Source organism: Allobosea spartocytisi (assembly GCF_014764685.1).
In the GTDB taxonomy this organism is placed as follows: Bacteria; Pseudomonadota; Alphaproteobacteria; order Rhizobiales; family Beijerinckiaceae; genus Allobosea; species Allobosea spartocytisi.
Genome location: NZ_JACXWY010000039.1, coordinates 1 through 24,218 on the forward strand (window position 1 = coordinate 1; position 24,218 = coordinate 24,218).

At 66.2% G+C, this 24,218-nt stretch carries 24 protein-coding genes; 13 read left to right on the forward strand and 11 right to left on the reverse strand.

Translation table 11 applies throughout. The features are described 5' to 3' along the window. Positions 1-197 precede the first annotated feature (197 nt). A complete protein-coding gene (locus tag IED13_RS27430; RefSeq protein ID WP_142022503.1) occupies positions 198-1,337 on the reverse strand; it encodes a dipeptidase in 1,140 nt (379 codons plus the stop codon). 194 nt (positions 1,338-1,531) lie between these two features. Next, positions 1,532-2,782, reverse strand: coding sequence for an NAD(P)/FAD-dependent oxidoreductase (locus IED13_RS27435; RefSeq protein ID WP_038358553.1), 1,251 nt, complete (start codon positions 2,780-2,782; stop codon positions 1,532-1,534). 277 nt (positions 2,783-3,059) lie between these two features. On the opposite strand from IED13_RS27435, the gene IED13_RS27440 reads away from it, so the two are divergent. The 8 genes from IED13_RS27440 (at position 3,060) to IED13_RS27475 (ending at position 9,761) form a co-directional block, all read left to right on the forward strand. Beyond that, the gene (locus IED13_RS27440; RefSeq protein WP_191126017.1) at positions 3,060-4,019 is read left to right on the forward strand and encodes a sodium:proton symporter; all 960 of its coding nucleotides are present in this window, start codon (positions 3,060-3,062) and stop codon (positions 4,017-4,019) included. A gap of 76 nt (positions 4,020-4,095) precedes the next feature. Next, a complete protein-coding gene (locus IED13_RS27445) occupies positions 4,096-4,779 on the forward strand; it encodes a glutathione S-transferase family protein (protein ID WP_210323781.1) in 684 nt (227 codons plus the stop codon). A 36-nt stretch (positions 4,780-4,815) separates the two neighbouring features. Next, entirely contained in the window at positions 4,816-5,499 is a 684-nt protein-coding gene (gene rpe, locus IED13_RS27450; protein WP_191126018.1) for a ribulose-phosphate 3-epimerase, read from the forward strand. Between the two features lie 142 nt (positions 5,500-5,641). Then, a complete protein-coding gene (purB, locus tag IED13_RS27455) occupies positions 5,642-6,949 on the forward strand; it encodes an adenylosuccinate lyase (RefSeq protein ID WP_038358543.1) in 1,308 nt (435 codons plus the stop codon). 38 nt (positions 6,950-6,987) lie between these two features. Further along, entirely contained in the window at positions 6,988-7,539 is a 552-nt protein-coding gene (locus IED13_RS27460; RefSeq protein WP_191126019.1) for a hypothetical protein, read from the forward strand. Between the two features lie 132 nt (positions 7,540-7,671). Continuing rightward, the gene (locus IED13_RS27465; protein WP_112764530.1) at positions 7,672-8,250 is read left to right on the forward strand and encodes an RBBP9/YdeN family alpha/beta hydrolase; all 579 of its coding nucleotides are present in this window, start codon (positions 7,672-7,674) and stop codon (positions 8,248-8,250) included. Positions 8,251-8,332: 82 nt separating this feature from the next. Further along, a complete protein-coding gene (locus IED13_RS27470) occupies positions 8,333-8,884 on the forward strand; it encodes a hypothetical protein (RefSeq protein ID WP_191126020.1) in 552 nt (183 codons plus the stop codon). A gap of 151 nt (positions 8,885-9,035) precedes the next feature. Next, the gene (locus tag IED13_RS27475) at positions 9,036-9,761 is read left to right on the forward strand and encodes a DUF1028 domain-containing protein (RefSeq protein WP_112764636.1); all 726 of its coding nucleotides are present in this window, start codon (positions 9,036-9,038) and stop codon (positions 9,759-9,761) included. A 143-nt stretch (positions 9,762-9,904) separates the two neighbouring features. On the opposite strand, the gene IED13_RS27480 is transcribed toward IED13_RS27475, so the two are convergent. From IED13_RS27480 to IED13_RS27505, 6 genes are all read right to left on the reverse strand, one after another. Next, complete coding sequence (locus tag IED13_RS27480; RefSeq protein WP_038359919.1) at positions 9,905-11,020, reverse strand: branched-chain amino acid ABC transporter substrate-binding protein; 1,116 nt, start codon at positions 11,018-11,020, stop codon at positions 9,905-9,907. Between the two features lie 133 nt (positions 11,021-11,153). Beyond that, the gene (locus tag IED13_RS27485; protein WP_038358536.1) at positions 11,154-11,528 is read right to left on the reverse strand and encodes a DUF6867 family protein; all 375 of its coding nucleotides are present in this window, start codon (positions 11,526-11,528) and stop codon (positions 11,154-11,156) included. A gap of 125 nt (positions 11,529-11,653) precedes the next feature. Continuing rightward, complete coding sequence (locus IED13_RS27490) at positions 11,654-12,379, reverse strand: ABC transporter ATP-binding protein (RefSeq protein ID WP_038358534.1); 726 nt, start codon at positions 12,377-12,379, stop codon at positions 11,654-11,656. Between the two features lie 2 nt (positions 12,380-12,381). Beyond that, positions 12,382-13,239 carry an ABC transporter ATP-binding protein gene (locus tag IED13_RS27495; protein WP_038358531.1) on the reverse strand — a complete coding sequence of 286 codons (858 nt, stop codon included), beginning with the start codon at positions 13,237-13,239 and terminating at the stop codon, positions 12,382-12,384. Beyond that, positions 13,239-14,627, reverse strand: coding sequence for a high-affinity branched-chain amino acid ABC transporter permease LivM (gene livM / locus IED13_RS27500; protein WP_404801916.1), 1,389 nt, complete (start codon positions 14,625-14,627; stop codon positions 13,239-13,241). The genes IED13_RS27495 and livM overlap by 1 nt, the downstream gene beginning before the upstream one ends. A gap of 13 nt (positions 14,628-14,640) precedes the next feature. Continuing rightward, positions 14,641-15,564 (reverse strand): ABC transporter permease subunit, encoded by a 924-nt coding sequence (locus tag IED13_RS27505; RefSeq protein WP_038358524.1) that lies wholly within the window; start codon positions 15,562-15,564, stop codon positions 14,641-14,643. Positions 15,565-16,172: 608 nt separating this feature from the next. Between IED13_RS27505 and IED13_RS27510 the strand changes: the two genes are divergently transcribed. Then, the gene (locus IED13_RS27510) at positions 16,173-16,703 is read left to right on the forward strand and encodes a flavin reductase family protein (RefSeq protein WP_191126021.1); all 531 of its coding nucleotides are present in this window, start codon (positions 16,173-16,175) and stop codon (positions 16,701-16,703) included. A 5-nt stretch (positions 16,704-16,708) separates the two neighbouring features. Here the strand turns inward: IED13_RS27510 and IED13_RS27515 are convergent, their stop codons facing one another. Together IED13_RS27515 and IED13_RS27520 are read right to left on the reverse strand one after the other, a co-directional pair. Further along, positions 16,709-17,146, reverse strand: a complete 438-nt coding sequence (locus tag IED13_RS27515; protein WP_191126022.1) for an aconitase X swivel domain-containing protein — start codon at positions 17,144-17,146, stop codon at positions 16,709-16,711. After that, positions 17,137-18,396, reverse strand: coding sequence for an aconitase X (locus IED13_RS27520; protein WP_191126023.1), 1,260 nt, complete (start codon positions 18,394-18,396; stop codon positions 17,137-17,139). Before IED13_RS27520 ends, IED13_RS27515 begins: the two co-directional genes overlap by 10 nt. A gap of 155 nt (positions 18,397-18,551) precedes the next feature. On the opposite strand from IED13_RS27520, the gene IED13_RS27525 reads away from it, so the two are divergent. Then, positions 18,552-19,004 (forward strand): SRPBCC family protein, encoded by a 453-nt coding sequence (locus IED13_RS27525; protein ID WP_038358522.1) that lies wholly within the window; start codon positions 18,552-18,554, stop codon positions 19,002-19,004. An 18-nt stretch (positions 19,005-19,022) separates the two neighbouring features. On the opposite strand, the gene IED13_RS27530 is transcribed toward IED13_RS27525, so the two are convergent. Next, the gene (locus IED13_RS27530) at positions 19,023-20,357 is read right to left on the reverse strand and encodes a methyl-accepting chemotaxis protein (RefSeq protein ID WP_113255175.1); all 1,335 of its coding nucleotides are present in this window, start codon (positions 20,355-20,357) and stop codon (positions 19,023-19,025) included. Positions 20,358-20,691: 334 nt separating this feature from the next. Here IED13_RS27530 and IED13_RS27535 point away from each other — a divergent pair, with 334 nt between their 5' ends. The 3 genes from IED13_RS27535 to IED13_RS27545 all read left to right on the forward strand — a co-directional run. Further along, positions 20,692-21,192 carry a (2Fe-2S)-binding protein gene (locus tag IED13_RS27535; protein WP_162720209.1) on the forward strand — a complete coding sequence of 167 codons (501 nt, stop codon included), beginning with the start codon at positions 20,692-20,694 and terminating at the stop codon, positions 21,190-21,192. 93 nt (positions 21,193-21,285) lie between these two features. Then, entirely contained in the window at positions 21,286-23,649 is a 2,364-nt protein-coding gene (locus IED13_RS27540) for a xanthine dehydrogenase family protein molybdopterin-binding subunit (protein WP_191126024.1), read from the forward strand. A 17-nt stretch (positions 23,650-23,666) separates the two neighbouring features. Then, positions 23,667-24,218 (forward strand): FAD binding domain-containing protein (locus tag IED13_RS27545; protein ID WP_191126025.1); only part of this gene is annotated, 552 nt, incomplete at its 3' end.

Genomic DNA, 24,218 nt, shown 5'->3' on the forward strand with positions numbered 1-24,218 from the left:
GTGCCGGAACCGGTCATGGGAGAATGAGATCTTGTCTTCGTGAGGCTCACGTCACGGCCAGGATCGGCGGGCGCGACGGCAAGCTCATACGTCATGCTCGCCCTTGTGGCGAGCATCCACGTCCTGCACAGGACCTTGGGTCAAGGAAGACGTGGATGGTCGGGACAAGCCCGGCCATGACGTGAAGAGCGGCGATTTCAGTCGGCCTCAGCCTCGACCGCGCGCAACACCCGCAGCGTGTTGCCGCCGGCGAGCTTGGCCAGATTCTCCTCGGACCAGCCGCGGCGGATCAGCTCGGCGATCACGTTCGGGAAGGTCGAGGTGTCCTCCAGCCCGTCCGGATTGACCCAGCCGAAGAAATCCGAGCCGATGCCGACATGGTCGTGGCCGATGCGCTTGGCCAGGTAGTCGAGATGGTCGCAATATTGGGAGACCGTCGCCTGCGGGCGCGGTCCGGCTTTGGCGACGATCTCGGCCTCGACCTTGGCGTAGTCCATCGTGTCGGGGGTCTTGCCATACTGGTCCTTCGCCGGGCGGTGCCAGTCGCGCGAGGCCTGGCTGATGAAATCCGGCACGAAGGTCGCCATGACGACGCCGCCATTGCCAGGGACCCGGTCGAGCACATCGTCGGGCACGTTGCGCGGATGGTCGCAAAGCGAGAAGGCATTGGAGTGCGACCAGAACACGGGCGCGCGCGTGACATCGAGAACGTCATGCATCGCCTTCGGGGCGACATGGGCGAGGTCGACGACCATGCCCAGCCGGTTCATCCGCCGGACGACCCGCATGCCGAAGGAGGAGAGGCCGTCATGCCGTGGGGCGTCGGTGGCCGAGTCGCACCAGTCGGTCGTGTCGTTGTGGCAGAGCGTCATCAGGCGCACGCCGAGATCGTAATAGGCGTCGAGCGCGTCGAGCTCGTTCTCGAGCGCGGAACCGTTCTCGATCGTCATGAACAGGGCGATACGCCCCTCCGCCTTCGCCGCCTCGACATCATCGGCCGAGAGGCCGGGCCGGAAGACATCGTCGTGCTGCTTGAGGATGCTGCGCATCAGCGCGATCTGGGCGAGCGCGAAACCGGCGGGGTTGGGCTGGTTCGGCGGGACATAGGCTGCGAAGAACTGGCCGGCGAGCTTGCCCGCCTGCATGCGCGGGATATCGGTGTCGACTTGCGGATGGACCTTGTCGAGCCCATAGGCCGCGACATCGCCCTTGGCGTTGCGGTCCTTGCGGATGACATAGGGCAGATCGTTGTGCCCGTCGATCAGCGGCACGCGGTCGAGCAGGGCGAGCGCGGCAGTGTAGGCATTGTCCTGGACGGGCGGTTTCGCGAGGGCCATGGCGGGGTCTCGGAGGGAATCGGAAGTGCCATCGTGGCAGGCCGGCTCGCGGCAGGCGAGAGGGCAGGGCGCAGGGCCGCCATCCGCAAGGCGTCATGCTCAGGGTCCGACCCGAGCATCTCGAGCAGGAGAGGGGGGCTTTTCCGTGAAGAGCTTCTCGGGCCCGGCAAGCGCGGCCCCGAGAATGACGCCGGTCAGACGAACCGCGACGGCGCGAAGGGCGACGGATCGACGAACACCTTCTGCCCCGTCACCATCTCCGCCATCATGCGGCCGGTGACGGCGGCCAGCGTCAGCCCGTGATGGGCGTGGCCGAAGGAGAACCACAGGTTCTTGTGCTTCGGGGCCGGGCCGATGATCGGCATCATGTCGGGGGTGCAAGGCCGGCGGCCGAGCCAGGGCTCGGCATCGAGGCGCTCGCCCAGCGGGAACAGCGTCTTGGCGATCGGCTCGGCGCGGGCGAGCTGCACCGGCGTCTTGGGGGCGTCGCGGTCGGCGAATTCGGCGCCGGTGGTCAGGCGGATGCCCTGCAGCATCGGAGCCAGGAAATAGCCGCGCTCGGTGTCGAGGACGGGGTGGTTGAGCACGGCATTGCCCAGCGGCTTGTAGTGCATGTGGTAGCCGCGCTTGACGGCGAGCGGCAGGCGATAGCCGAGCTGGTTGGTCAGGACGTCGGCCCAGGGGCCGAGCGCGACGACGACATCCTTGGCGATGGCCTTGGTGCCGTCGGCGAGGGTGACGCTCCATTCGGCGCCGTTCTGCGCCAGGGTCGTGGCATCGCCGATGGCGAGCTTGCCGCCGAGCTTCTCGAACAGCGCGACATAGGCCTTCGACAGCCCGAGCGGATCGACGACGGTGGTCGGGTCGGTCCAGTGCAGGCCGCCGATCAGGCTGTCATGGTCGAGATGCGGCTCTTCGGCCTTGAGCGTCGCCCTGTCGAGGGCGCGGTAGTTCAGGCCGAATTCGCGGTTCCAGCGGGCGGCCTCGGCGAGGCGGGTGTCACGCTCCTTCTCGGTGCGAAACACCTTCATCCAGCCGTCGCGGCGCAACAGGCCGGTGGCGCCGGCTTCCTGGGCGAGGGCGTCGTGCTCGGTGACGCAATGCTCGATCAGCTTCGCGTATTGATGGGCGATGGCCTCGTGCTGCGAGGCGCGCGAATGCATCCAGTAGGAGAACAGGAAGGGGGCGAGCTTCGGGATCGCGCTCCAATGATAGGACGCGTCGATGGTGTTGTTCATCGCGTAGCGGAAGAGCGCGCCGAAATCATGCGGGAAGCCGTAAGGGTAGACGCCCTCGCGCTGGATCAGGCCGGCATTGCCGTAGCTGGTTTCCTCACCCGGCGCGCGCCGGTCGATCAACAGCGTGGAGCGGCCCGCCTTTTGCTGGTGGAGCGCCACCGAAATACCGACGATGCCCGCGCCGAGAACGATCGTATCCACACGCATGGCCTGCTCCCGCCAACCCCTGTTTCCAGCTCTTTGCCGAGCAAAATACCGCTTTGCGCCGGCTTGTCAGCGGCGTGGCGAATTTTTGCGGCATAACGGCTGATCTTTCGCAATTTCTGCGCCAACTTCCGCAATTCCATCGTTTCACCGGCCATTTTGGCGATGTCTTTGCAATTTCATGCCGACGCAAGGGGTGCCTGCAGGATTAGCGGATGACGCCGCAGCGCCGTTCGGCCACTGTGCGGCACGATTTGCGAATGATTCCAGCGCGGTGCCGATGAATCCAGCAACCCTTCCCGCCGCCGGGCTCGCCTGGCTCGGGCGTTACGGCACGCAAGGTTTCGCGCTCTCGATCTTTCTCGGCCTGGCGCTGCCGCAATTCTCTGCGGCGGCGCGGCCGGTGCTGCCGATCACGATCTTCTGCTTCACCACGGTCGTTTTCCTGCGCCTCGACCTTGCCGTCACGGCGAGGCTGCTCAGGCGCCCGGCGAAACTCGCCGCCGCCTGCCTGTGGCTGATCGCCGGGCCGGTGCTGCTGATCGGCGGGGCGCTGCTGCTGGTCGGGCGGGAAAGCCTCGATCCGGGCATCGTGCTGGGGCTCGCCATCATGGGCGCGGCGCCGCCGATCATGTCCTCGCCGGCGGTCGCGATCCTCTACGGTTTCGAGCCGTCTCTCATCATCGCGAGCGTGATCGCGACGACGATCGCGAGCCCGATCATCGCCCCCTTCCTCGTCGAATTGCTGGCCGGTGCCGCCGTGCCGCTCGACCGCTGGGTGCTGGCGCTGCGCCTGCTGATCTTCATCGGCGGCGGCATGGCGGTCGCCTCGCTGCTGCGCTGGTGGCTCGGCTTCGCCAGGATCAAGGCGATGAAGGCCAATCTCGATGGCTTCGGCGTGCTGATGTATTTCATCTTCGCCATCGCCGCGATGGATGGCGTCACCCATGCCGCGATCGCCAATCCCAGGCTCGTGCTGTTCGTGCTGGCCTGCGTCTTCGCCGTCTCGGCCGCGGGGCTCATCAGTTCCTGGTTGGTGCTGCGACTGCTGCCGGGCTCGGAGCGCTTCATGATCGGCTATGGCAGCGGCCAGCGGAACATGGGCCTCATCGTCGCCGCGCTGGGGGCGGGCGTCTCGCCGACGACCTTCCTGTTCTTCGCGCTGGCGCAGTTCCCGATCTATCTGCTGCCCTGGCTGCTGCGCGGGCTGGCCGCCCGGATTCGGCGCCAGGAGGCTTAGGAGGCTCTCAGTCGGGCTGCTGACGGGCGCTGACGCGCCGCCTTGCGAGGTTTTCGCCATCGCAGGAGTTCGCGCCATGATCACATTGTATTCCGGGCCGCTGAGCCTGTTCGCCCGTAAGGTCGAGATCGCCTTGAGGGAGAAGGGCCTCGCCTTCGAGCGCGTCATGGTGCCATTCAACCAGACGACGGGCTATGACCCGAAGCATCCGGAGGTTCTGGCGCTCAATCCGAAGGGCCAGGTGCCGGTGCTCAGCGATTGCGGGCTCGTGCTCTACGATTCCACCGTCATCCTCGAATATCTCGACGAGGCCTATCCCGAGCCTTCCTTGATGCCGGCGACGCCGGTCGAGCGGGCGCGCTGCCGGCTCGACGAGCTCTATGCCGACGAGATCATGCTGCAGGCGCTGAAGCCGCTGATGCATCGCACCGGGCCGCCATCGCCGGACCGCGACCGCCGCATCGTGCAGGAGGCCGACGCGCTGATCGCGGAGGAGGCGCTGGCGCGGCATTACGAGGTGCTGGAGCAGAAGCTGGCAGGGCGGGATTTCTTCGGCGGCAGGCTCTCGACCGCCGATATCGCGCTGTTCATGAGCGTGCTGTTTTCGCTTCGGCTCGGCGGGCCGCCGCTCGACGGCTATCCCGGTCTTTCCGCCTGGTTCGCGCGGCTGCGGCAGCGGCCGGCCTTCGTGCAGGTCGCTGCCGAGATCGCGGAAGCCGATAGGCGGCTGTCCTTTCCGGTGAAATCGCGCTTCGCCTGATTGCAGCGGGGCCGTAGCGGGGGTAAACCGCCCGCCATGACCCGCCCTATCCGCATTGCCCCTTCCATCCTCTCGGCCGATTTCGCCAAGCTGGGCGAGGAGGTGCGTGCGATCGATGCCGCCGGCGCCGACTGGATCCATTGCGACGTGATGGACGGGCATTTCGTGCCGAACATCACCTTCGGCCCCGATGTGCTGAAGGCGATCCGCCCGCACACCAAGAAGTTTTTCGACGTGCACCTCATGATCGCGCCCGTCGACCCCTATGTCGAAGCCTTTGCCAAGGCCGGCGCCGACCTGATCTCGTTCCATGTCGAGGCCGGCCCGCATCCGCATCGCACGCTGCAGGCGATCAAGGCGCAGGGGAAGCAGGCCGGCATCGTGCTCAACCCGGGCACGCCGGCGAGCGCCGTCGAGGCGCTGATCCAGGATGTCGACCTCATCCTGCTGATGACCGTCAATCCGGGCTTCGGCGGGCAGAGCTTCATCCATTCCGTCGTCGAGAAGGTGTCGCAGGTGAAGGCGCTGATCGGCGACCGGCCGATCACACTGGAGATCGATGGCGGGGTGACGCCCGAGACCGCGCCGCTGGTCGCCAAGGCCGGCGCCGATACGCTGGTCGCGGGCTCGGCCGTGTTCAAGGGCGGGCCTTCGGCCTATGCCGGCAATATCGAAGCGATCCGCAAGGCGGCCGAGGCCGCGCGCGGCGACTGGGTTTAGTTGAGAGGTTTCCGTCATCCGGGCGGAGCGAAGCGCAGACCCGGAAGCCATCGTAGAGCGTTTTGCCCTATGATGGATTCCGGATCTGCGCCGCTTTGCGGCTTGTCCGGAATGACGGCGGTTTGAACGTGAAAGGCTTGCGATGATCCCGCGCTATTCCCGCCCCGAGATGGTCGCCATCTGGGAGCCGCAGACCCGGTTCCGGATCTGGTTCGAGATCGAGGCGCACGCCACCGACAAGCTCGCCGAGCTCGGTGTCGTGCCGAAGGAGGCCGCCGCGACGATCTGGGCCAAGGCGAAGGACGTCGAATTCGACGTCGCCCGCATCGACGAGATCGAGCGCGTCACCAAGCACGACGTCATCGCCTTCCTGACGCATCTGGCCGAGATCGTCGGGCCGGAGGCGCGCTTCGTCCACCAGGGCATGACCTCCTCGGACATCCTCGACACCACGCTCTCGGTCCAGCTCGCGCGGGCGACCGATCTCCTGATCGCCGATGTCGACGCGCTGCTCGCCGCGATCAGGCGCCGGGCCTTCGAGCACAAGCTCACCCCGACGATCGGCCGCTCGCACGGCATCCATGCCGAGCCGGTGACCTTCGGGCTCAAGCTCGCCCAGGCCTATGCCGAATTCGATCGCTGCCGGGCGCGGCTCGTGGCGGCGCGGGCGGAGATCGCGACCTGCGCCATCTCCGGTGCGGTCGGCACCTTCGCGAACATCAATCCGCAGGTTGAAGCCTATGTCGCGCAGAAGATGGGGCTGACGGTCGAGCCGGTCTCGACGCAGGTGATCCCGCGCGACCGGCATGCGATGTATTTCGCCACGCTCGGCGTCGTCGCCTCCTGTATCGAACGTCTTGCGACCGAGATTCGCCATCTGCAGCGCACCGAAGTCTACGAGGCGGAGGAGTATTTCTCGCCGGGCCAGAAGGGCTCCTCGGCGATGCCGCACAAGCGCAATCCGGTGCTGACCGAGAACCTGACCGGCCTTGCCCGGCTCGTGCGCGGCATGGTCACGCCGGCGCTGGAGAACGTCGCGCTCTGGCACGAGCGCGACATCTCGCATTCCTCGGTCGAGCGCATGATCGGGCCCGACGCGACGGTGACGCTCGATTTCGCGCTGGCGCGCCTCACCGGCGTCGTCGACAAGCTGCTGATCTATCCGCAGAACATGCGCAAGAACCTCGACAAGCTCGGCGGCCTGCACAATTCACAGCGCGTGCTGCTGGCGCTGACCCAGGCCGGGGCGAGCCGCGAGGATTCCTATGCCATGGTCCAGCGCAACGCGATGCGCACCTGGGAGCATGGCGAGGACTTCCTGACCAACCTGCTCGCCGACAAGGATGTGGCGGAAAAGCTCTCAGCCTCCGAGCTCAAGGCGATGTTCGACGAGGGCTATCACTTCAAGCATGTCGACACGATCTTCCGGCGGGTGTTCGGTGAGGGCTGAACGTGGGCGATCGGTGGGCCTATCGATTACCCGCGATCGTGACCCACAACTACGATCCTGCGCGCGGGGCGTTCCGGAATCTGTGCAGCCTTTCGGATGAGGCGGCCGGAGCCGTGCTAGCCGCCATCTCAGTTTCAGGCTTGCGCGCGATCAAGTCGAACTATCTCGCGCGGCGGCGGGCGACCGAGGCATGGTTGCTGTCGGAGTGCACGGAGAAGCTCGGGGAACCGAGGTTGCGCTATCCGGTATATTTTTTCTTGGGCGATATGGCGGATGGGCTGGACGCATCGCGCCCATGCTCTCATGTCGTGCCGCTCGCGCATTTCCCGACAGATGCTATCACCTTCACCTATCCCGACAGCATGGCGAGCTATCAGCTCGGGTTCCGCGATGATCTTGCCAGCGAACGCCTGCCTCATCATGGTAAAGTTTTTACCTTGAGCGAACTGGAGGCTCTCGTAAGGAAGGCGGGAATGCCTGCCGACCGGTGGAGAAACGATTTGGGCAGGCAGCACGACCGTTATATCGAGATGCAGCTTTGGGACGATGCCCCTTTGTGCAGCCTCGAACGGGCTCGTCCCCCAGCCTAGAGCACTTTCGCTAGTCACCGTCGGGCATTCAGGTCGATTGGTTCTCCAATATGCGCGTCCGACAAGTGCTGGCTATATTGGACGATAGCTGCCTGCCACCGCTGAAGCTGAAATCATAGAACTGCTAAAGTTATGAAATCTTCCGACGTCGATATCCTCATCATCCCCGGCTGGTCGGGCTCGGGCTCCGACCATTGGCAGACCCGCTGGGAGACGCGCCTGCCGACGGCCAGGCGCGTCGAGCAGGAGGACTGGTACAAGCCCACGCGCGACGGCTGGTCCGACCGGATCGTCGCGGCCGTGCGGGGGGCGACGCGGCCGGTCGTGCTGGTCGCGCATTCGGCCGGCGTCAGCGCGGTCGCGCATGCGGCCGAGCATCTCAAGCATGGCGAGGTGGCCGGGGCCTTTCTGGTGGCGCCGGCCTCCGAGCGGGCCAAGCGCGCGGTCCCGGGCATGGGGGAGGATTTCATCCCGCATCGGCGCGAGAAGCTGCCCTTTCCCTCGGTACTGATCGCCAGCGCGACCGATCCCTATTGCACGCCGGAGGAGGCGAAGGCGCTCGCCGAGGCCTGGGGCTCCGAATTCGTCGATGCCGGCGACAGCGGCCATCTCAACAGCGAGTCCGGGCACGGGCCCTGGCCAGACGGACTGTTGCGTTTCGCGGGTTTTCTCAAGAGCTTGGGCGCGGTTCCGCAGAGAATGAATCATTGAGGAATTGCCTGGCTGCGGGCTTTCTCGACGATCAACGGTGCGTTGCCTCGACCATGCGCCGGCACTCGGGAAATGCTCCCTCATGATTGCAGCTACGGGACGGTTTTCGTCTCGCTGCAGGTCAGAGCTGCGGCGGATCAAGCCCGGCCCTCGCCACAAGATGATCACGAAATGGCCGGCTCGACTTCAGGCTACGACCTCATTTGGGCTGTCAAATTCGACGTTCATTCGCAACAGGTGGAAGGAAAACTCCATGCGCATGAACATGATCGCGACCGCGGCCGCCGGAATTCTGCTGGCGGGAGCTGCCCAGGCCCAGGCTCAGACCTCCGCTCCGGCGCAAAAGCCGGCCCAACCACCGGCTTCCTCGACGCAGGATCAATCCTCGAAGCCGGGGATCAGATCGATCAATGTGGTCGAGATCAACGAATTGTCCGACGCCACCAAGTCGCAGGTGAACGATCTGGTCGGCAAGCGTACGGCCGATGAGCAACAACAGCTCCAGAAGGCGATCGAAAACGCTCCGATGGTGAAGTCGGCGGTCGAGGCGAAAGGGTTCAAGTCCAGCGACGTGCTCATCGCCCAGCTGAACAATGACGGTGTCCTGACGGTCGTCACCAAGCGGGCGGGCTGACCGGGTTCGCTGGTTCCATGGATGCATGAAAGGCCCGGTCTCCGCGTGGAGACCGGGTCTTTTTGCCGTCGCCACCGCCCCGTTTCGGACGGCGCTTTGAGAACCGCGAGAAGCTGGCTATGGCCACTCCTTGAAGAACAAGGAGCGGCGCATGACGTGGTCCATCGTTGCGCAGGACGCGCGAACCGGGGCGTTTGGCGTCTTATGCGCGTCGAAGGCGCTGGCGGTTGGGGCGGTCGTCCCCTACGGCGCAGGCCGGACCGGCGCCATCGCGACGCAGGCCTTCGCAAATCCATTCTTCGGCGTCGACGGGCTGAGGATGCTTCAGGAAGGTTGTTCTGCACGCGACATCGTCTCGGCTCTGTCGGCGTCGGACGAAGGGCGCGATCACAGGCAGCTGCATGTGATCGATCGCGCAGGCGATGTGGCGGCTTATACCGGCCCGGCATGCATCGCATGGAGCGGCAGCGTTTGCGGTCCGCAGGTTTCCGTCGCGGGAAACATGTTGGCAGGACCGCAAGTCGTCGAGGAAACGCTCAAGGCCTATATGGCTGCGCCCACGCTCGATTTCGACGAGCGCCTGATCGTGGCCATGGAGGCTGGCGAGCGGGCGGGAGGCGACAGCCGGGGTCGTCAGTCCTGCGCCATTCGCATCTGGACCGAAGCCCCGTTTCCGAGCTTCGATTTGCGTGTCGACGACCATCCCGAGCCCCTGAACGAGCTCCGGCGGCTCTGGCGGCTGGCCCATCAGGGCTATGTGCCCTTTCAGACTGCCCTGCCGTCCCGCTCGCATCCGGCGGGCTTTACCGATCGAGATGCCGTCTATCGCAAATGCGCCGAATATGCCGAGGCGTGGAACGCTGGGCATCCCGAGTAGCTGCCGGTCCCATTCGCAGGATATTCCGCTGTCCGCCCGATAAAACCTCCGCGGCGTCGAGCATTCCCGCCCCATAGAAAAAGCCCGCCCCGGAAGGTCCGGGGCGGGCTCTTTTCCGCGAGGGCTGCGATCAGCCGTCGAGATCAGTTCTCGACATAGGTGATCTTGCCGTCGGCACCCTTCTTCCAGGTGTAGACGGTGTAGTCCGGACGGGTGATGTCGCCCTTCTTGTCGAAGCCGATGTCGCCGATCACGGTCTTGACCGGCTGGCCGCCATGCAGCGCGTCGGCGATCTTCTTCGGATCGACCGAGTTGGCGCGCTTGGCGCCCTCGGCCATGATCTGGACCGCGGCGTAGCTGTAGAGCGTGTAGGCTTCCGGCTTGAAGTTCTTGGCTTCGAACTTCTTGATGACGGCGGCCGCCTCCGGGCGCTTCTGCGGGTCCGGCGGGAAGGTCATCAGCGTGCCTTCGACGCCGGGGCCGCCGATCGTGGCGAACTCGTCGGTGGTGATGCCGTCACCCGAGACGAGCACGGTCTTCAGGCCCTGGTCGCGCATCTGGCGCACGATCAGGCCGCCCTCGGTGTGCAGGCCGCCCCAGTAGAGATAGTCGGCGCCGGCCGCCTTGATCTTCGAGACGAGGGCCGAGAAGTCCTTCTCGCCGGCGTTCACGCCTTCGTAGAGCACTTCCTTGACGCCGCCCGCATTGAGACCCTTCTTGGTCTCGTCGGCGAGGCCCTGGCCGTAGGTCGTCTTGTCGTGGACGATGGCGATCTTCTTGTCCTTGAAGTTCTTCAGCAGATAGGCCGAAGCGACAGCGCCCTGCTGGTCGTCCCGGCCGCACGTCCGGAAGGTGTTCCAGAGGCCGCGCTCGGTGATCTTCGGATTGGTGGCCGAAGGCGAGATCATCAGGATGCCGTTCTCGGCATAGACTTCCGAGGCCGGCATGGTGACGCCGGAGTTGAAGTGCCCGACCACCCACTTGACGCCGTCGCCGACGAACTTGTTCGCGACGGAGACTCCCTGCTTCGGATCGGAGACGTCGTCACCGGTGCTGACGGTGATCTTCTGGCCGAGGACACCGCCGGCGGCGTTGATATCCTCGACCGCCTGCTCGGCGCCGTTCTTGAGCTGAGCGCCGAAAGCGGCGTTCGGACCAGTGATCGGGCCGCCGACGCCGAGCTTGATCTGAGCATTGGCCACGCCCGAGAAGGCGAGGACCGCGCCGAGCGCGATGCCGCCCAACAGCAGTTTCTTCATGAGATGCAACTCCCCTCTAAGGATCCGTTCAAACGGGCCAATCTCCTTAGGCCCGTCTCGGCGCGTTTTGCCGCTCCAAACCGCAGTCTTGCGCGTTTCAAGCAGCCTGTCACGCGACAAGCTCGTCAAACTTTCAGGTCAATTCCGGCTTGATCACGGCGCCCGGGCGGGGCTTCCAGCCGAAGGGGCCAGCGCGCTCGAACAGCCAATGATATTGCCGCGTCATCTGCTTGGCGCGGTTGTAGCGCCAGCCCGCAAAGCCGAAGACGAGCAGCACCACCACGTCGACCAGATAGTAATGGATCGTCAGCAGCGTCGCCTCGAACAGCGCGAAATGGATGAAGCGCACGAACAGGCCCAAGACCAACATGTAGACGACGAGCTGCCAGTTCGGCCGCCAGGTCAGCGCGATGGCGCGGCCCGACATCCAGGCGAGCCAGCCGCCCATCACCACCGTGACCAGCAGGAAGAGCCAGATCGTCGGTTCTTCGTAGACGATGCCTTGCATCAGATGCTCCAGGCTTCACCGGGCTTCCAGAACCGCCGACATCACCCTAGCGATGGCATGGCGGGCAGGGAGCCGTCTCTCATCAAAAAGTTGCAGCGGAGACCATTCGGTTTCCACCGCCGCGATCAGTGCCGTCCGCCTTCGAGATAGGCGGCGCGGACCTGCGGGTTGGCCAGCAGTTCCTTGCCCGTGCCGCTCATGGTGATGACGCCGTTGACCATGACATAGCCGCGATGGGCGAGCTTCAGGGCATGGAAGGCGTTCTGCTCGACCAGGAAGACGGTCAACCCTTGCGTCCTGTTGAGCTCGCGGATCGCCTCGAAGATCTGCTTGACGATCAGCGGTGCCAGGCCGAGCGAGGGCTCGTCCAGCAGCAACAGCTTCGGCCGGGCCATCAGGGCGCGCGCGATGGCGACCATCTGCTGCTCGCCGCCCGACAGGGTGCCGCCGCGCTGCTGCAGCCGCTCCTTGATGCGCGGGAAGAGCACGCAGATCTTCTCGAGATCCTCGTCGAAATGCTCGAAATTGCGGACGGCCGCGCCCATCTGCAGGTTTTCGAACACCGTCATGCGCGGGAAGATGCGTCTTCCCTCGGGGGATTGCGCGATGCCCAGGCGTGCGATCTCGTGGCTCGGCAGCCGGGTGATGTCGCGGCCCTCATAGGTGATCGTGCCCTCGCGAGCCTGCGGATTGCCGAAGATCGTCATCATCAGCGTCGATTTGCCGGCGCCGTTGGCGCCGATCATCGTGACGATCTCGCCGGCATTGACGTCGATGTCGATGCCCTTCAACGCGATGATCTTGCCGTAATAGGTCTTGACGCCGCGGGCGGCGAGGAGAGGCTGGGTCATAGTCACGAGATGCCGACCTCCGCTCCGACCTCTTCGACCTCCTCGTCATCCACGCCGAGATAGGCGGCGATGACCTTCGGGTCGGCCTGCACCTCGGCCGGCGTGCCGTCGGCGATCTTGGTGCCGTAGTCGAGTACGACGACGTGGTCCGAGATTTCCATGACCACCGACATGTCGTGCTCGATCAGCAGCAGGGCGGTGCCGAGTTCGCTGCGGATCGATTGCAGCAGCGTGTTGAGATCGTGGCTCTCGCGCGGGTTCAGGCCGGCGGCCGGCTCGTCGAGGCAGAGCAGGACGGGGTCGGTGCACATGGCCCGCGCGATCTCGAGCCGGCGCTGATCGCCATAGGGCAGGTCGGCGGCGGGATCGTCGGCGCGTGCGGTCAGGTTGATCTTGTCGAGCCAGAACTTGGCCTTCTCGATCGCCTCCTTCTCGCGCGCCTTGTAGCCGCCGATGCCGAGCACGCCGAGGAAGGTGAAGCCCGATGCGATCATCAGCGGGTTGTGCTGGGCGACGAGCAGGTTCTCCAGAACCGTCATGCCGCCGAAGAGGCGGATGTTCTGGAAGGTGCGGGCGACCTTTGCCCTCCAGGAGATGCGGAAGTCCGGCATCCGCTCCAGCAGAAAGCTCGCACCATCCTCCTGGGTCAGGGTGATCATGCCCTGCGTCGGCTTGTAGAAGCCGGTGATGCAGTTGAACACCGTGGTCTTGCCGGCGCCGTTGGGGCCGATCAGGGCGGTGATCTCGCCCTTGCGCGCCTCGAAGGAGAGGTCGTTGACGGCGGTCAGGCCGCCGAAGCGCATGGTGACGTGCTCGACCTCGAGGAGAGGGCGGCCGTGGGCTGCGGGAGCGCTGGCCATCAGCCGTGACCCTCCTGCACGAGATCGGAGGAGATCGTCTTCTTCTCCTTCAGGAAGGCGGTGGGCTCGCGCACCGAGATCAGGCCGCGCGGCTTCCAGATCATGATGACGACCATGGCGAAACCGAAGATCAGCATGCGGTATTTGGTCGGGTCGAAATCGGCGCCGAAGATCGCCTTCATCCATTCCAGCTCGCGCAGCAGCTCGGTGCCGCCGATCATCGCGATCGCCGCGATGGCGCAGCCCCAGAGCGAGCCCATGCCGCCGAGCACGACGATGGCGAGGATCACCGCCGATTCCATGAAGGTGAAGGATTCAGGCGAGATGAAGCCCTGGCGCGCGGCGAAGAAGGAGCCGGCGAAGCCGCCGAACATGGCACCGATGGAGAAGGCGGTGAGCTTGGTGTTGGTGGTGTTGATGCCGAGCGAGCGGCAGGCGATCTCGTCCTCACGCAGCGCTTCCCAGGCGCGCCCGACCGGCAAGCGGCGCAATCGCAGCGTCACGAAGGCCGTCAGCAAGGCCAGGCACAGGATCAGATAGTAGAGGAAGATCGTTCGGTACAATGGTGAGAATTCGAGTCCGAACACCGCGGCGAAGCCGTCATCATTCGCTGTGAAGGGTATGCCGAAGAAGCTGGGGCGCGGGATGCCGGAGATGCCGGCATAGCCGTTCGAGAAGTTCGTCCAGTTCACCAGGACGAGGCGGATGATCTCGCCGAAGGCCAGCGTCACGATGGCGAGATAGTCGCCGCGCAGGCGCAGCACGGGGAAGCCGAGCAGCATGCCCCAGAAGGCGGCGAGGAAGCCGGCGAGCGGCAGCAGGATCCAGAAGGACAGGCCGAAATTCTTGGCGAGCAGCGCGTAGGAATAGGCGCCGACCGCGTAGAAGGCGACGTAGCCGAGGTCGAGCAGGCCGGCGAGGCCGACGACGATGTTCAGCCCCCAGCCGAGCATGACGTAGATCAGGATCTGGACGCCGAAATTGTCGATCCATTTCAGCGAGCCGCCCCAGCCGGTGAGGCCGATCGCGATCGCCGGGAAAGCGACGAGGAAGCCGAGGCCGAAGAGCGAGAACAGGCGCGAATGGCGCTGGAAGAAGGCGATCGTGCCATGCGGCAGGAGGCGCACCGCCGGCTTGCCGGGGACCCGGCTCTGCTGGCGCAGCGCCACCAGGAAGCGGCCGATGAAGACGATGGCGACGGCCCAGGCGACAGCCTCCCAGCGCTGGTCGAGGACCAGCACGTTGTCCATGTTCTGGCGCGTGCCCCAGGCGATGATGGGAATGCACAGGCCGAAGGTGACGAGGGCGGCGAAGCCGGCCTCCTTCAGCGCGGCCTTGATATCGCGGCCCCGGGCCGGTGCGGCGGCCTGGCCGGTCTTGGTCTGGATCGTCGCCATGGCGTCAGACCTTCTCGACTTCCGGCCGGCCGAGGATGCCGGAGGGCATGAACACCAGCACGATGGCAAGGATGCAGAAAGCGGCGACGTCCTTGTAGTCGATGGTGAAATAGGCCGACCACATCACCTCGATCAGGCCGATCAGCAGGCCGCCGAGGACGGCGCCGGGCAGCGAGCCGATGCCGCCGAGCACCGCGGCCGTGAAGGCCTTGACGCCGGGCGTGAAGCCATCGGCGAAATTCACCACGCCATAGAGCACGAGGTACATCACGCCGGCGACGGCCGCGAGCGCCGCGCCCATGATGAACGTGATCGAGATGGTGCGGTCGACGTCGATGCCGAGCAGGGCGGCCATCTTGCGGTCCTGCTCGCAGGCGCGCTGGGCGCGGCCCAGCGGCGTCTTCTGGACGATGTACCAGAAGGCCAGCAGGAGCACCGCCGTCGTCACGATGATGACGATCTGCTTGTAGGAGATCTGGACCGAGTAGGTCGCGCTGTCGATCAGCGTGATCGACTTGTTCAGGATCGGCGGGATCGACTTGTTGCGCGGGCCCTGCGCCACCTGCACGAAATTCGACAGGAAGATCGACATGCCGATCGCCGAGATCAGCGGCGCGAGCCGGAAGGAGCCGCGCAGCGGCCGGTAGGCCACTCGCTCGATCGTCCAGTTCCACAGCGAGGTGAAGAACATTGCCAGGCCCAGCACGATGACCAGCGCCAGAAGCACCATCCCGGCGCTGGTGCCGAGGACCGCCGTTACGAGCATGAAGAAGATCAGCGCGATGAAGGCGGACAGCATGAAGATGTCGCCGTGGGCGAAGTTCACCATGCCGATGATGCCGAAAACCATCGTGTAGCCGATGGCGATGAGACCGTAGATCGATCCCAATGTCAGCCCATTGATGAGCTGCTGCAGAAATACTTCCATTGAAGACGCCGACCCCTCGAACCAGCTCCCGTTCTTGTCGTCAGCATGTCGCTGGCGCATGCGGGATGCGATTGCCGCGCAGAGCTACCAACGGCTTGCGCTGACGACAATCACTCCGGGCCGTATTTCTGTCAAAAGCAATCTCGCGCGAATTGCCTCGAGAATGTGCAGAACTCTCTGCGGCGCCGCGCGCATTTCACGCATGATGATTGTGCGTTGGGCGCGTGGATTTTGGCGTGCGATGAGCCGGGGACTGCGATTTTCGCCGCCCGGGGTCGCTTCACGGGTCTGGCGCCGGGACGACGACCGGACGCGAATCCATCTGACGCAAGCGTGATTGTGGCTCCTCCCTTCATGCGAAGGTATGATGCTGGGACGGATCCCCGGCCCATCCTGGCCGTCGAGGGCAGGAGACCGTCGAGGTGGGCGCCGACTCGGGTGCGGGGCTGTGGCGGAGCCATGGCGGGCGCCGGCAGTGCCTCTCGGAAGAGCGGCTCTCCCTGCGGTGGCGCGACGGGCCGCGCGAGCCGGGCTCGTCTGGCAATCGCCGCCGCGAGCGGCTACATGGGCAGGGTTGCGCGCCAGTCGCAGCATGAGCCGCAGAGCTGATGACAAAGACCATCCAACCTCTCCCGCCGCTGGCGGAACCACTCACGGGACAGGCTTATCGCGATGCGATGACGCAGGTCGCCAGCGCCGTGCATGTGGTGACCGCGCGGGGGCCGGCGGGCCGGCTCGGCATGACGGCGACCGCCGTCGCCTCGGTTTCGGACACGCCGCCGACCGTCCTCGTCTGCATCGAGCGCTCCAGCCGCACGCTGGCCGCGATCGAGGCGAGCGGCATCTTCTGCATCAACACGCTGCCGGCGCATGGCGTCGAGACCGCCGAGATCTTCGCCAGCCGGCGCGGCCTCCAGGGCGAGGAGCGGTTCGCGGCCGATCGCTGGACCGAGCTCGTCACCGGCGCTCCGGCCCTGCTCGATGCGCTCGCGGCCTTCGATTGCCGGCTCGTCTCCGTGCATGACATCGCCAGCCACCGTGTCCTGATCGGGGAGGTGGTCGGGCTCGGCGGCCGGACGCCCGAGAACGATCTGGGCGGCAGCCTGATCTATCGTCGCCGCCGCTTCGAGGCGGTCTGAGTCGGCTACCCGCCGGACGTTTCACCATCGGCAGCGGCGAATGCGAGCCGCCCAGCTGCCGACAGCATGATTCTGCGGCCGGAGAGGGCCTTCTGTTCTTCCGCGGAGAGGCGGAAGGCGGGCGGCGTCGGCCAGCCCATCTCGCGGGCGACGATCAGGCCGAGCAGCAGGATGGCGTCGGGCTCATCCATCAGCAGGGCGGCCGGCGCCTTGCCGGCATGGACGAGCTCCAGCAGCACGGCGGAAGCGGAAGACGAGCCGATGGTGCCGGGCAGGGCCAGCACCGTGCCGGCGATGTTGCGGCCGCGCTCGGGATGACGCGCGTCGATAATGGTGCCGCTGCGCGGATCGACGCCACCCCAGAAGCTGATCGGCGCCGTAAGGGCGAGGCAAAGGCCGCTTGCCGGCGCGCCGGGGATGAGCGGCTCGGCGGTCAGCTCCATTGCCGCGGTTCCCTGACGAGACGGCCGGCGACGGCACTCTCGACGCATTCGCTGAGCGAGCCGTAGATCACGGCGTAGCCGGTGTTGCCGGGCGCGTAATGGGCGAACTTGCCGGAATTGGTCATCAGCACCGCGCCGTCGAGTTCTGGCAGGATCGGGGTGACGACGACACAGGTATCGACGACGAAGACGATGCCGGCCTGCTCCAGTGCCTTGCGCCGGCCGGAGCGTTCGAGCGGCGCCAACACGTGGCGGCCGGTATTGGCATAGAGCGGGAGCCTGAGCCGCCGGCCGGCGAGCAGCCGTTCGAGCTCGTCGACCTCGGCCGGCGAGAGATGGGGCGAGCCGATGGCGACGGCGTCGATGCGGCCGGTCCCGCCGGCGGTCGAGAGACCGGCGAGCGCGGCGGCAACATCCGCCGGCGCCAGTATGATGCGCTCCCGTGGCGGCTCGCCGCCCAAGGCCGCCGTGACGTCCGGTGCCTCCGGCGTCACGCCGGCGACATGGAAGAGACCGACGCCGCCGGCCGATGCAGCCGCTGCGCCCAGCGCCTTCAGCCGGTCCTCGGTGGTGCAGTCCTGCAGGCCATCGATGACGGCGACGGCGCTGCCGGCGCGGCGGCCGAGGATCGTGCCGAGCACCGGATAGAACACGTCGGAACGGCGCAGCTCCGGCGACAGCCCGGTCGTGTCGATCAACAGCGATGCCAGGCGGTTCTGCCGCCGGTGCAGGCCGTAATCCGGCGCGCGCCCGCTGATGGCGCAGGCGATGTCGAGGAAGTCGCCATAGCGGTTGGTACGCGCGCCGAGCACCGAATTGCAGAAGACGACGGCATTGGATTCGCCCCAGGCGACGTCCGTGCCGGCGACGGGGCGGTGTCCGGCCTGATAGGGCGCGCAGGTCCAGCTCGGCTCGCAGCCCATGGCCTCGTAGGCGCGCATCATCCGCCGCGCCATCTCATGCTCATGCGGGGGCAGGCGGACGGCGGCGCAGCCCGCCGGTGTCAGCGCGCCGACATTCAGGCTCGCCCGCACCGCGACCCGCGCGCCGCCCTCCACCAGCCGCTCGGCGAAGAGCGTGCCGGAATCGCCATGGTAGAGCGCGCCGTCGATATGGGCGGATGCGATGGGGATGAGCCTGGGCGCGCCCATGAGGCGGGCGGCCTCGGCCACGATGCGCAGCGCCATCGCGGCACCTTCGCCGCGCTCTCCGGCGGCGACGGCGCGTTCATCGGCGGAGAGCTCGACCATCGAACCTCTTCAGCGGAAAGAGCGACCGGACGATGGCCGCCGATCTGGCCCTTGTGCAGGCAAGGGATTTTCGACCATGGATAGGGGACTGGATACCCCGCGAGCCGGGCCAGCCGCAACCGCTGCACCCGGCCGAAGCAATACGGAGACGCGCCATGGCGATGACGATGAGCGGCGAGGCGACCTTGCCGGCCAGCAAGGAGGTCGTCTGGGCGAAGCTCAACGATGCCGACGTGCTGAAGGCCTGCATCCCCGGCTGCGATCAGCTCACCAAGGACGACGACACGCATATGTCGGCGGTGGTGAAGGTCAAGCTCGGCCCGGTGAAGGCGACCTTCAAGGGCAAGGTCGAGCTTACCGATCTCGACCCGCCCAACGGCTACCGCATCCAGGGCGAAGGCGAGGGGGGCATTGCCGGCTTCGCCAAGGGGGGCGCCAAGGTCATGCTCTCCGATGCCGAGGCCGGACAGACGCTGCTGCGCTACGAGGTCGAGGCGCAGGTCGGCGGCAAGCTGATGCAGCTCGGCTCGCGTCTGATCGATTCGGTGTCGAAGAAGCTCGCCGACGAGTTCTTCGCCAATTTCGCCAAGGCGGTGAGCGAGGGCTGAGGCGGCCGATCGCGGCCCTCAGGACGCCTTGCGCAGCGCTTCCAGCGCCTTGCTGACCGTGGCTTCCGCCGAGCCGACCTGAAGCGCGATGTCGGCCGCCGCCGCGTTGGCGCGCTCCAGGGTCCGGTGCGTCATGTCGAGGCTGTCATTGACGGCGGTGGCGCTGGCGATCGCCTCGTCCGAGCTCTGTGCGACCATCGAAGCATCGCGCGCGATGCTGGCGGTCACCGTGCTCTGCAGGGAAACGGCCTCGGAGATCGCCTCCGAATCGTGGCGGATGGCATCGACCGTCGCCGCGATGGCGGCGGCGTGCGTGCTGCAGGCCTCGGCGCTCGCCGCCAGTTCCGCGATCTGACCGGCGATGTCCTGCGTGGCGCTGGCGGTCTGCGTCGCCAGCGACTTGACCTCGGAGGCGACCACGGAGAAGCCGCGCCCCGCCTCGCCGGCACGTGCGGCCTCGATGGTGGCGTTGAGCGCCAGCAGATTCGTCTGGGCGGCGATGTCGGCGATCATGCCGACGACCTTGCCGATGCTGCCCGTCACCTCGCGCAGGCGCTCGACGGCGTCATTCATCTGCGCGGTGTCGAGCACGGCCTGGTTGGTGATCGTCAGGTTCTTCAGGGCGCGCTGGCCGATATCGGCGAGGTTGGCCGACATTTCCTCCGTCGCGGCGGCAGTCTGGAACGACTTCTCCCGGACGGAGACCGAGGCCCGGGCCACCTTGCCGACCGTATCCTTGATGAAGGCGGTGGCGCGCCCGGTCTCGGAGGCGGTCGAGACGAACTGCTCGACCGCGCCGCTGATCGTGTCGTCGAGGCGGCCGATGCGGCTCTTGAGCGTTGCCGCCGTCTCGTCGAGCGCGATGCTCCGGCGGCGGGCTTCCTCGGCTTCGCTCTCCTGATTGATCGTCATCGCCGTGTTGACGTCGTAGGTCAGGACACGCTCGATGACGAAGAGATCCTCGGCGAATTGCCGTGGCGAGAGCAGAAAGCGGCGCCGGCTTTCCAGGCAGAGCTCCCGGAGCAGCGAGAAAGCGATGGAAGCGCGCGCCCGGGTCCGGACGTCAGCCTGCCGCTCGAGTTCGCAGAGCCGATTCATCGAGGCGATATAAGCTTCGTCGAACGTGCCCGCGAACAGCAGGCGGAAATGCTCCGCTTCGGCGGCGTGGAGGGCCTCGGAAACGGCGGCGACGCGGTCGCGAAGCGTGGCGTGGATGGCGAAGGCGCGCTCGAAATCGGCCGCCACGAGACCGTCGATCATGCGGTCGACGATGGGCCGGTAAAGCTGCAGCCGGCGGCGTTGGGGGTCGTTGAAGCCGATCGCGTTCAGCCGTCGCTGAATTTGGTCCATCATCAACGGCACGGTGCGGCTCGCTCAGGGGGCCGGTCATCCGGCACGACGAACCAACCCTGCGCGAGACGCCTTAAGATTTTGCCAATGGCGCATGGCGGGGCTACCGGCGCCTCATGCGCCCCCAATCGGCTGATTTTGGCAGAAAACAGCCTTAAACTCCCTCTTTCGATTGAGCGCCTCCGGCTTGACCCAGCAAAAACGCGGGTCCACACTCCGTTTTGATCCATTCCAAGGAAAAGCTGCCTGATGAGGCAAGCCGCTCCGGGAGGGGAGCCGGCTTCACCGAGGTGATCGCTCACAGGTGCGCCGGGGGAGGGTCACAGGAGATATGCTCATGACCACTGTTTCTCTGACGGTGAACGGCAAGGCCGTCTCCGCCAATGTCGATCCGCGCACCCTTCTGGTGCAATTGCTCCGGGAAAACCTGCGCCTGACCGGCACCCATGTCGGCTGCGACACCAGCCAGTGCGGCGCCTGCGTCGTGCATCTCGACGGCAAGGCGGTGAAATCCTGCACCACGCTCGCCGTGGCGGTCGACGGCGCCAGCGTGACCACGATCGAGGGCCTTGCCCATGACGGCACGCTGCATCCGATGCAGGAGGCCTTCCGCGAGCATCACGGCCTGCAATGCGGCTTCTGCACGCCGGGCATGATCATGGCCGCCGTCGACATGGTGAACCGTCGCGGCCACACCCTCGATGAGAAGACGATCCGCGAGGATCTCGACGGCAATATCTGCCGCTGCACCGGCTACCATAACATCGTCAAGGCGATCGCCGCCGGGGCGGAGGCGATGGGCAAGGGCGCGGCGCCGGTGCGTCAGGCCGCCGAGTGAGTCTCGGCTCGCGCCGAGGCGCGGGCTTTTCGTCCTTCATGCGTTCCAGGCAGTGAGGCGCCCGCGAGAGGCGCCGTGCGAGGAGGGAACACCATGTCCGCCACCGGAATCGGCGCCGCAGTCCGCCGCAAGGAAGACCACCGCTTCATCACCGGCCAGGGCCGCTATACCGACGACATCAACCGGCCGGGCCAGGCCCATGCCTATTTCCTGCGCTCGCCGCACGCCCATGCGAAGATCAAGTCGATCGACACCAAGGCCGCGGCCGGCATGCCCGGCGTCATCGGCATCTTCACCGGCGCCGATCTCGCCAAGGACAAGATCGGCGGCCTGATCTGCGGCTGGATGATCCACAACAAGGACGGCTCGCCGATGCGCGCCGGGCCGCATCCGGCGCTGGCCCAGGGCAAGGTCCGCTATGTCGGCGACCATGTCGCCGTGGTGGTGGCCGAGACTCTGGCGCAGGCGAAGGATGCCGCCGAGGCGATCGCGGTCGACTACCAGGAGCTGCCCGCCGTGGTCGATACGGCCAAGGCCGTCGGGGCCAAGACCGTGGTCCATGACGAGGCGCCCGATAACAGCGTGTTCAACTGGCATCTCGGCGACAAGGACGCGACCGAGAAGGCCTTCAAGGCGGCCAAGCACGTCACCAAGATCGACCTCGTCAACAATCGCCTCGTGCCGAACGCGATGGAGCCGCGCGCGGCGGTCGGCGACTATGATGACGGGGAGGGCATCTTCACCCTCTACACCACCAGCCAGAATCCGCATGTGGCGCGGCTCGTGCTCTCGGCCTTCATCGGCATCGCGCCGGAGAACAAACTGCGCGTGATCGCGCCGGATGTCGGTGGTGGCTTCGGCTCGAAGATCTTCATCTATGCCGAGGAGACGGTCTGCGTCTGGGCGGCGAAGAAGGTCGGGCGGCCGGTGAAGTGGACCGCCGACCGCACGGAGGCCTTCCTCTCCGACGCTCATGGCCGCGACCACGTCACCCATGCCGAGCTGGCGACCGATGCCGAGGGCAAGATCCTCGGCATGAAGGTGCACACCACCGCCAATTTGGGCGCCTATCTCTCGACCTTCTCCTCCTCGGTGCCGACCTATCTCTATGCGCCGCTTCTGTCGGGGCAGTACGACATCCCGGCGATCTATTGCGAGGTCGACGCGGTCTATACCAACACCGCGCCGGTCGATGCCTATCGCGGCGCCGGGCGGCCGGAGGCGACCTTCGTGGTCGAGCGCCTGATCGAGATCACGGCGCGCCAGCTGGGCAAGGATCCGGCCAAGTTCCGGATGCAGAACTACATCAAGAAGTTCCCGCACCAGACGCCGGTCATCATGATGTACGATGCCGGCAATTACGGCGCCTCGCTGAAGAAGGCGCTGGAGATGATCGACTATAAGGGGCTCGGCAAGCGCAAGCGCGACTCCGCACGCAACGGCAAGCTGCGCGGCATCGGCTTCTCCTCCTATATCGAGGCTTGCGGCATTGCGCCTTCGGCCGCGGTCGGCTCGCTCGGCGCCGGCGTCGGCTTGTGGGAATCGGCCGAGGTCCGGGTCAATCCGGTCGGCACGGTCGAGGTGCTCACGGGATCGCACAGCCACGGCCAGGGCCATGAGACGACCTTCGCCCAGCTCGTCAGCGACCGGCTCGGCATCCCCATCGACAATGTCTCGATCATCCATGGCGACACCGACAAGGTGCAGATGGGCATGGGCACCTACGGCTCGCGCTCGGGCGCGGTCGGCATGTCCGCGATCTTCAAGGCCATCGACAAGGTGATCGCCAAGGGCAAGAAGGTCGCCGCCCATGTGCTGGAGGCCGACGAGGCCGATATCGATTTCGCGGACGGGCATTTCGCGGTGAAGGGCACCGACCGCAAGCTCGATTTCGGCTCCTGCGCGCTGCAGGCCTATGTCGCGCACAAGTTCAACGGGCAGGAGCTGGAGCCGGGCCTGAAGGAGGGGGCGTTCTACGACCCTACCAACTTCACCTTCCCGGCTGGCGTCCATATCTGCGAGGTCGAGATCGATCCGCAGACCGGCGTGACGACGATCGAGCGCTGGGCGGCGGTCGACGATTTCGGCAACATCATCAACCCGATGATCGTCGAGGGGCAGGTCCATGGCGGCATCGCCCAGGGTGTGGGCCAGGCGCTGCTCGAAGGCGCGCGCTACAATGCCGACGGCCAGCTCGTGACCGCGAGCTTCATGGACTACACCATGCCGCGCGCCGACGATCTGCCCTCCTTCGATGTCGGGATGACGGTGACGCCATGCCCGTCGAACCCGCTCGGCATCAAGGGCTGCGGTGAGGCCGGGGCCATCGCCTCTCCGCCCGCCGTCATCAACGCCATCACCGACGCGCTCGGACATGAGGACATCGCGATGCCCGCCACGCCGCAGGCGGTGTGGCGCGCGGCGCAGAAGTCGATCAGCCGCATGGCGGCCGAGTGAGCTGAAAGGACAAGCCGATGTACGCTTTCACCTATCACAAGCCCACCAGCGCCCGGCAGGCGGCGACGCTGCTCGCCAAGAAGGAGGACGCCAAGCTCCTCGCCGGCGGCCATACCCTGCTGCCGACGATGAAGCAGCGGCTGGCCTCACCGTCGGCGCTGGTCGATCTCGGCGCCTGCGCCGATCTCAAGGGCATCACCGTCAAGGGCCGCAACATCGTCATCGGCGCGATGACGACGCATGCGGAGGTCGCGGACTCGCCCGAGGTGCAGAGCGCGATCCCGGCTCTGGCCTATCTCGCCGGGCATATCGGCGACCCGCATGTGCGCCATCGCGGCACGATCGGCGGCTCGGTCGCCAATAACGATCCGGCGGCCGACTATCCCGCAGCGCTGCTGGCATTGGGCGCCACCGTCGTCACCAACAAGCGCAAGCTGACGGCCGAAGACTTCTTCACCGGACTCTACGAGACGGCTCTGGAGGAGGGCGAGATCATCACCAAGGTCTCGTTCCCGATCGCCTCCAAGGCGGGCTATGCCAAGTTCCGCAACCCGGCCTCGCGCTACGCC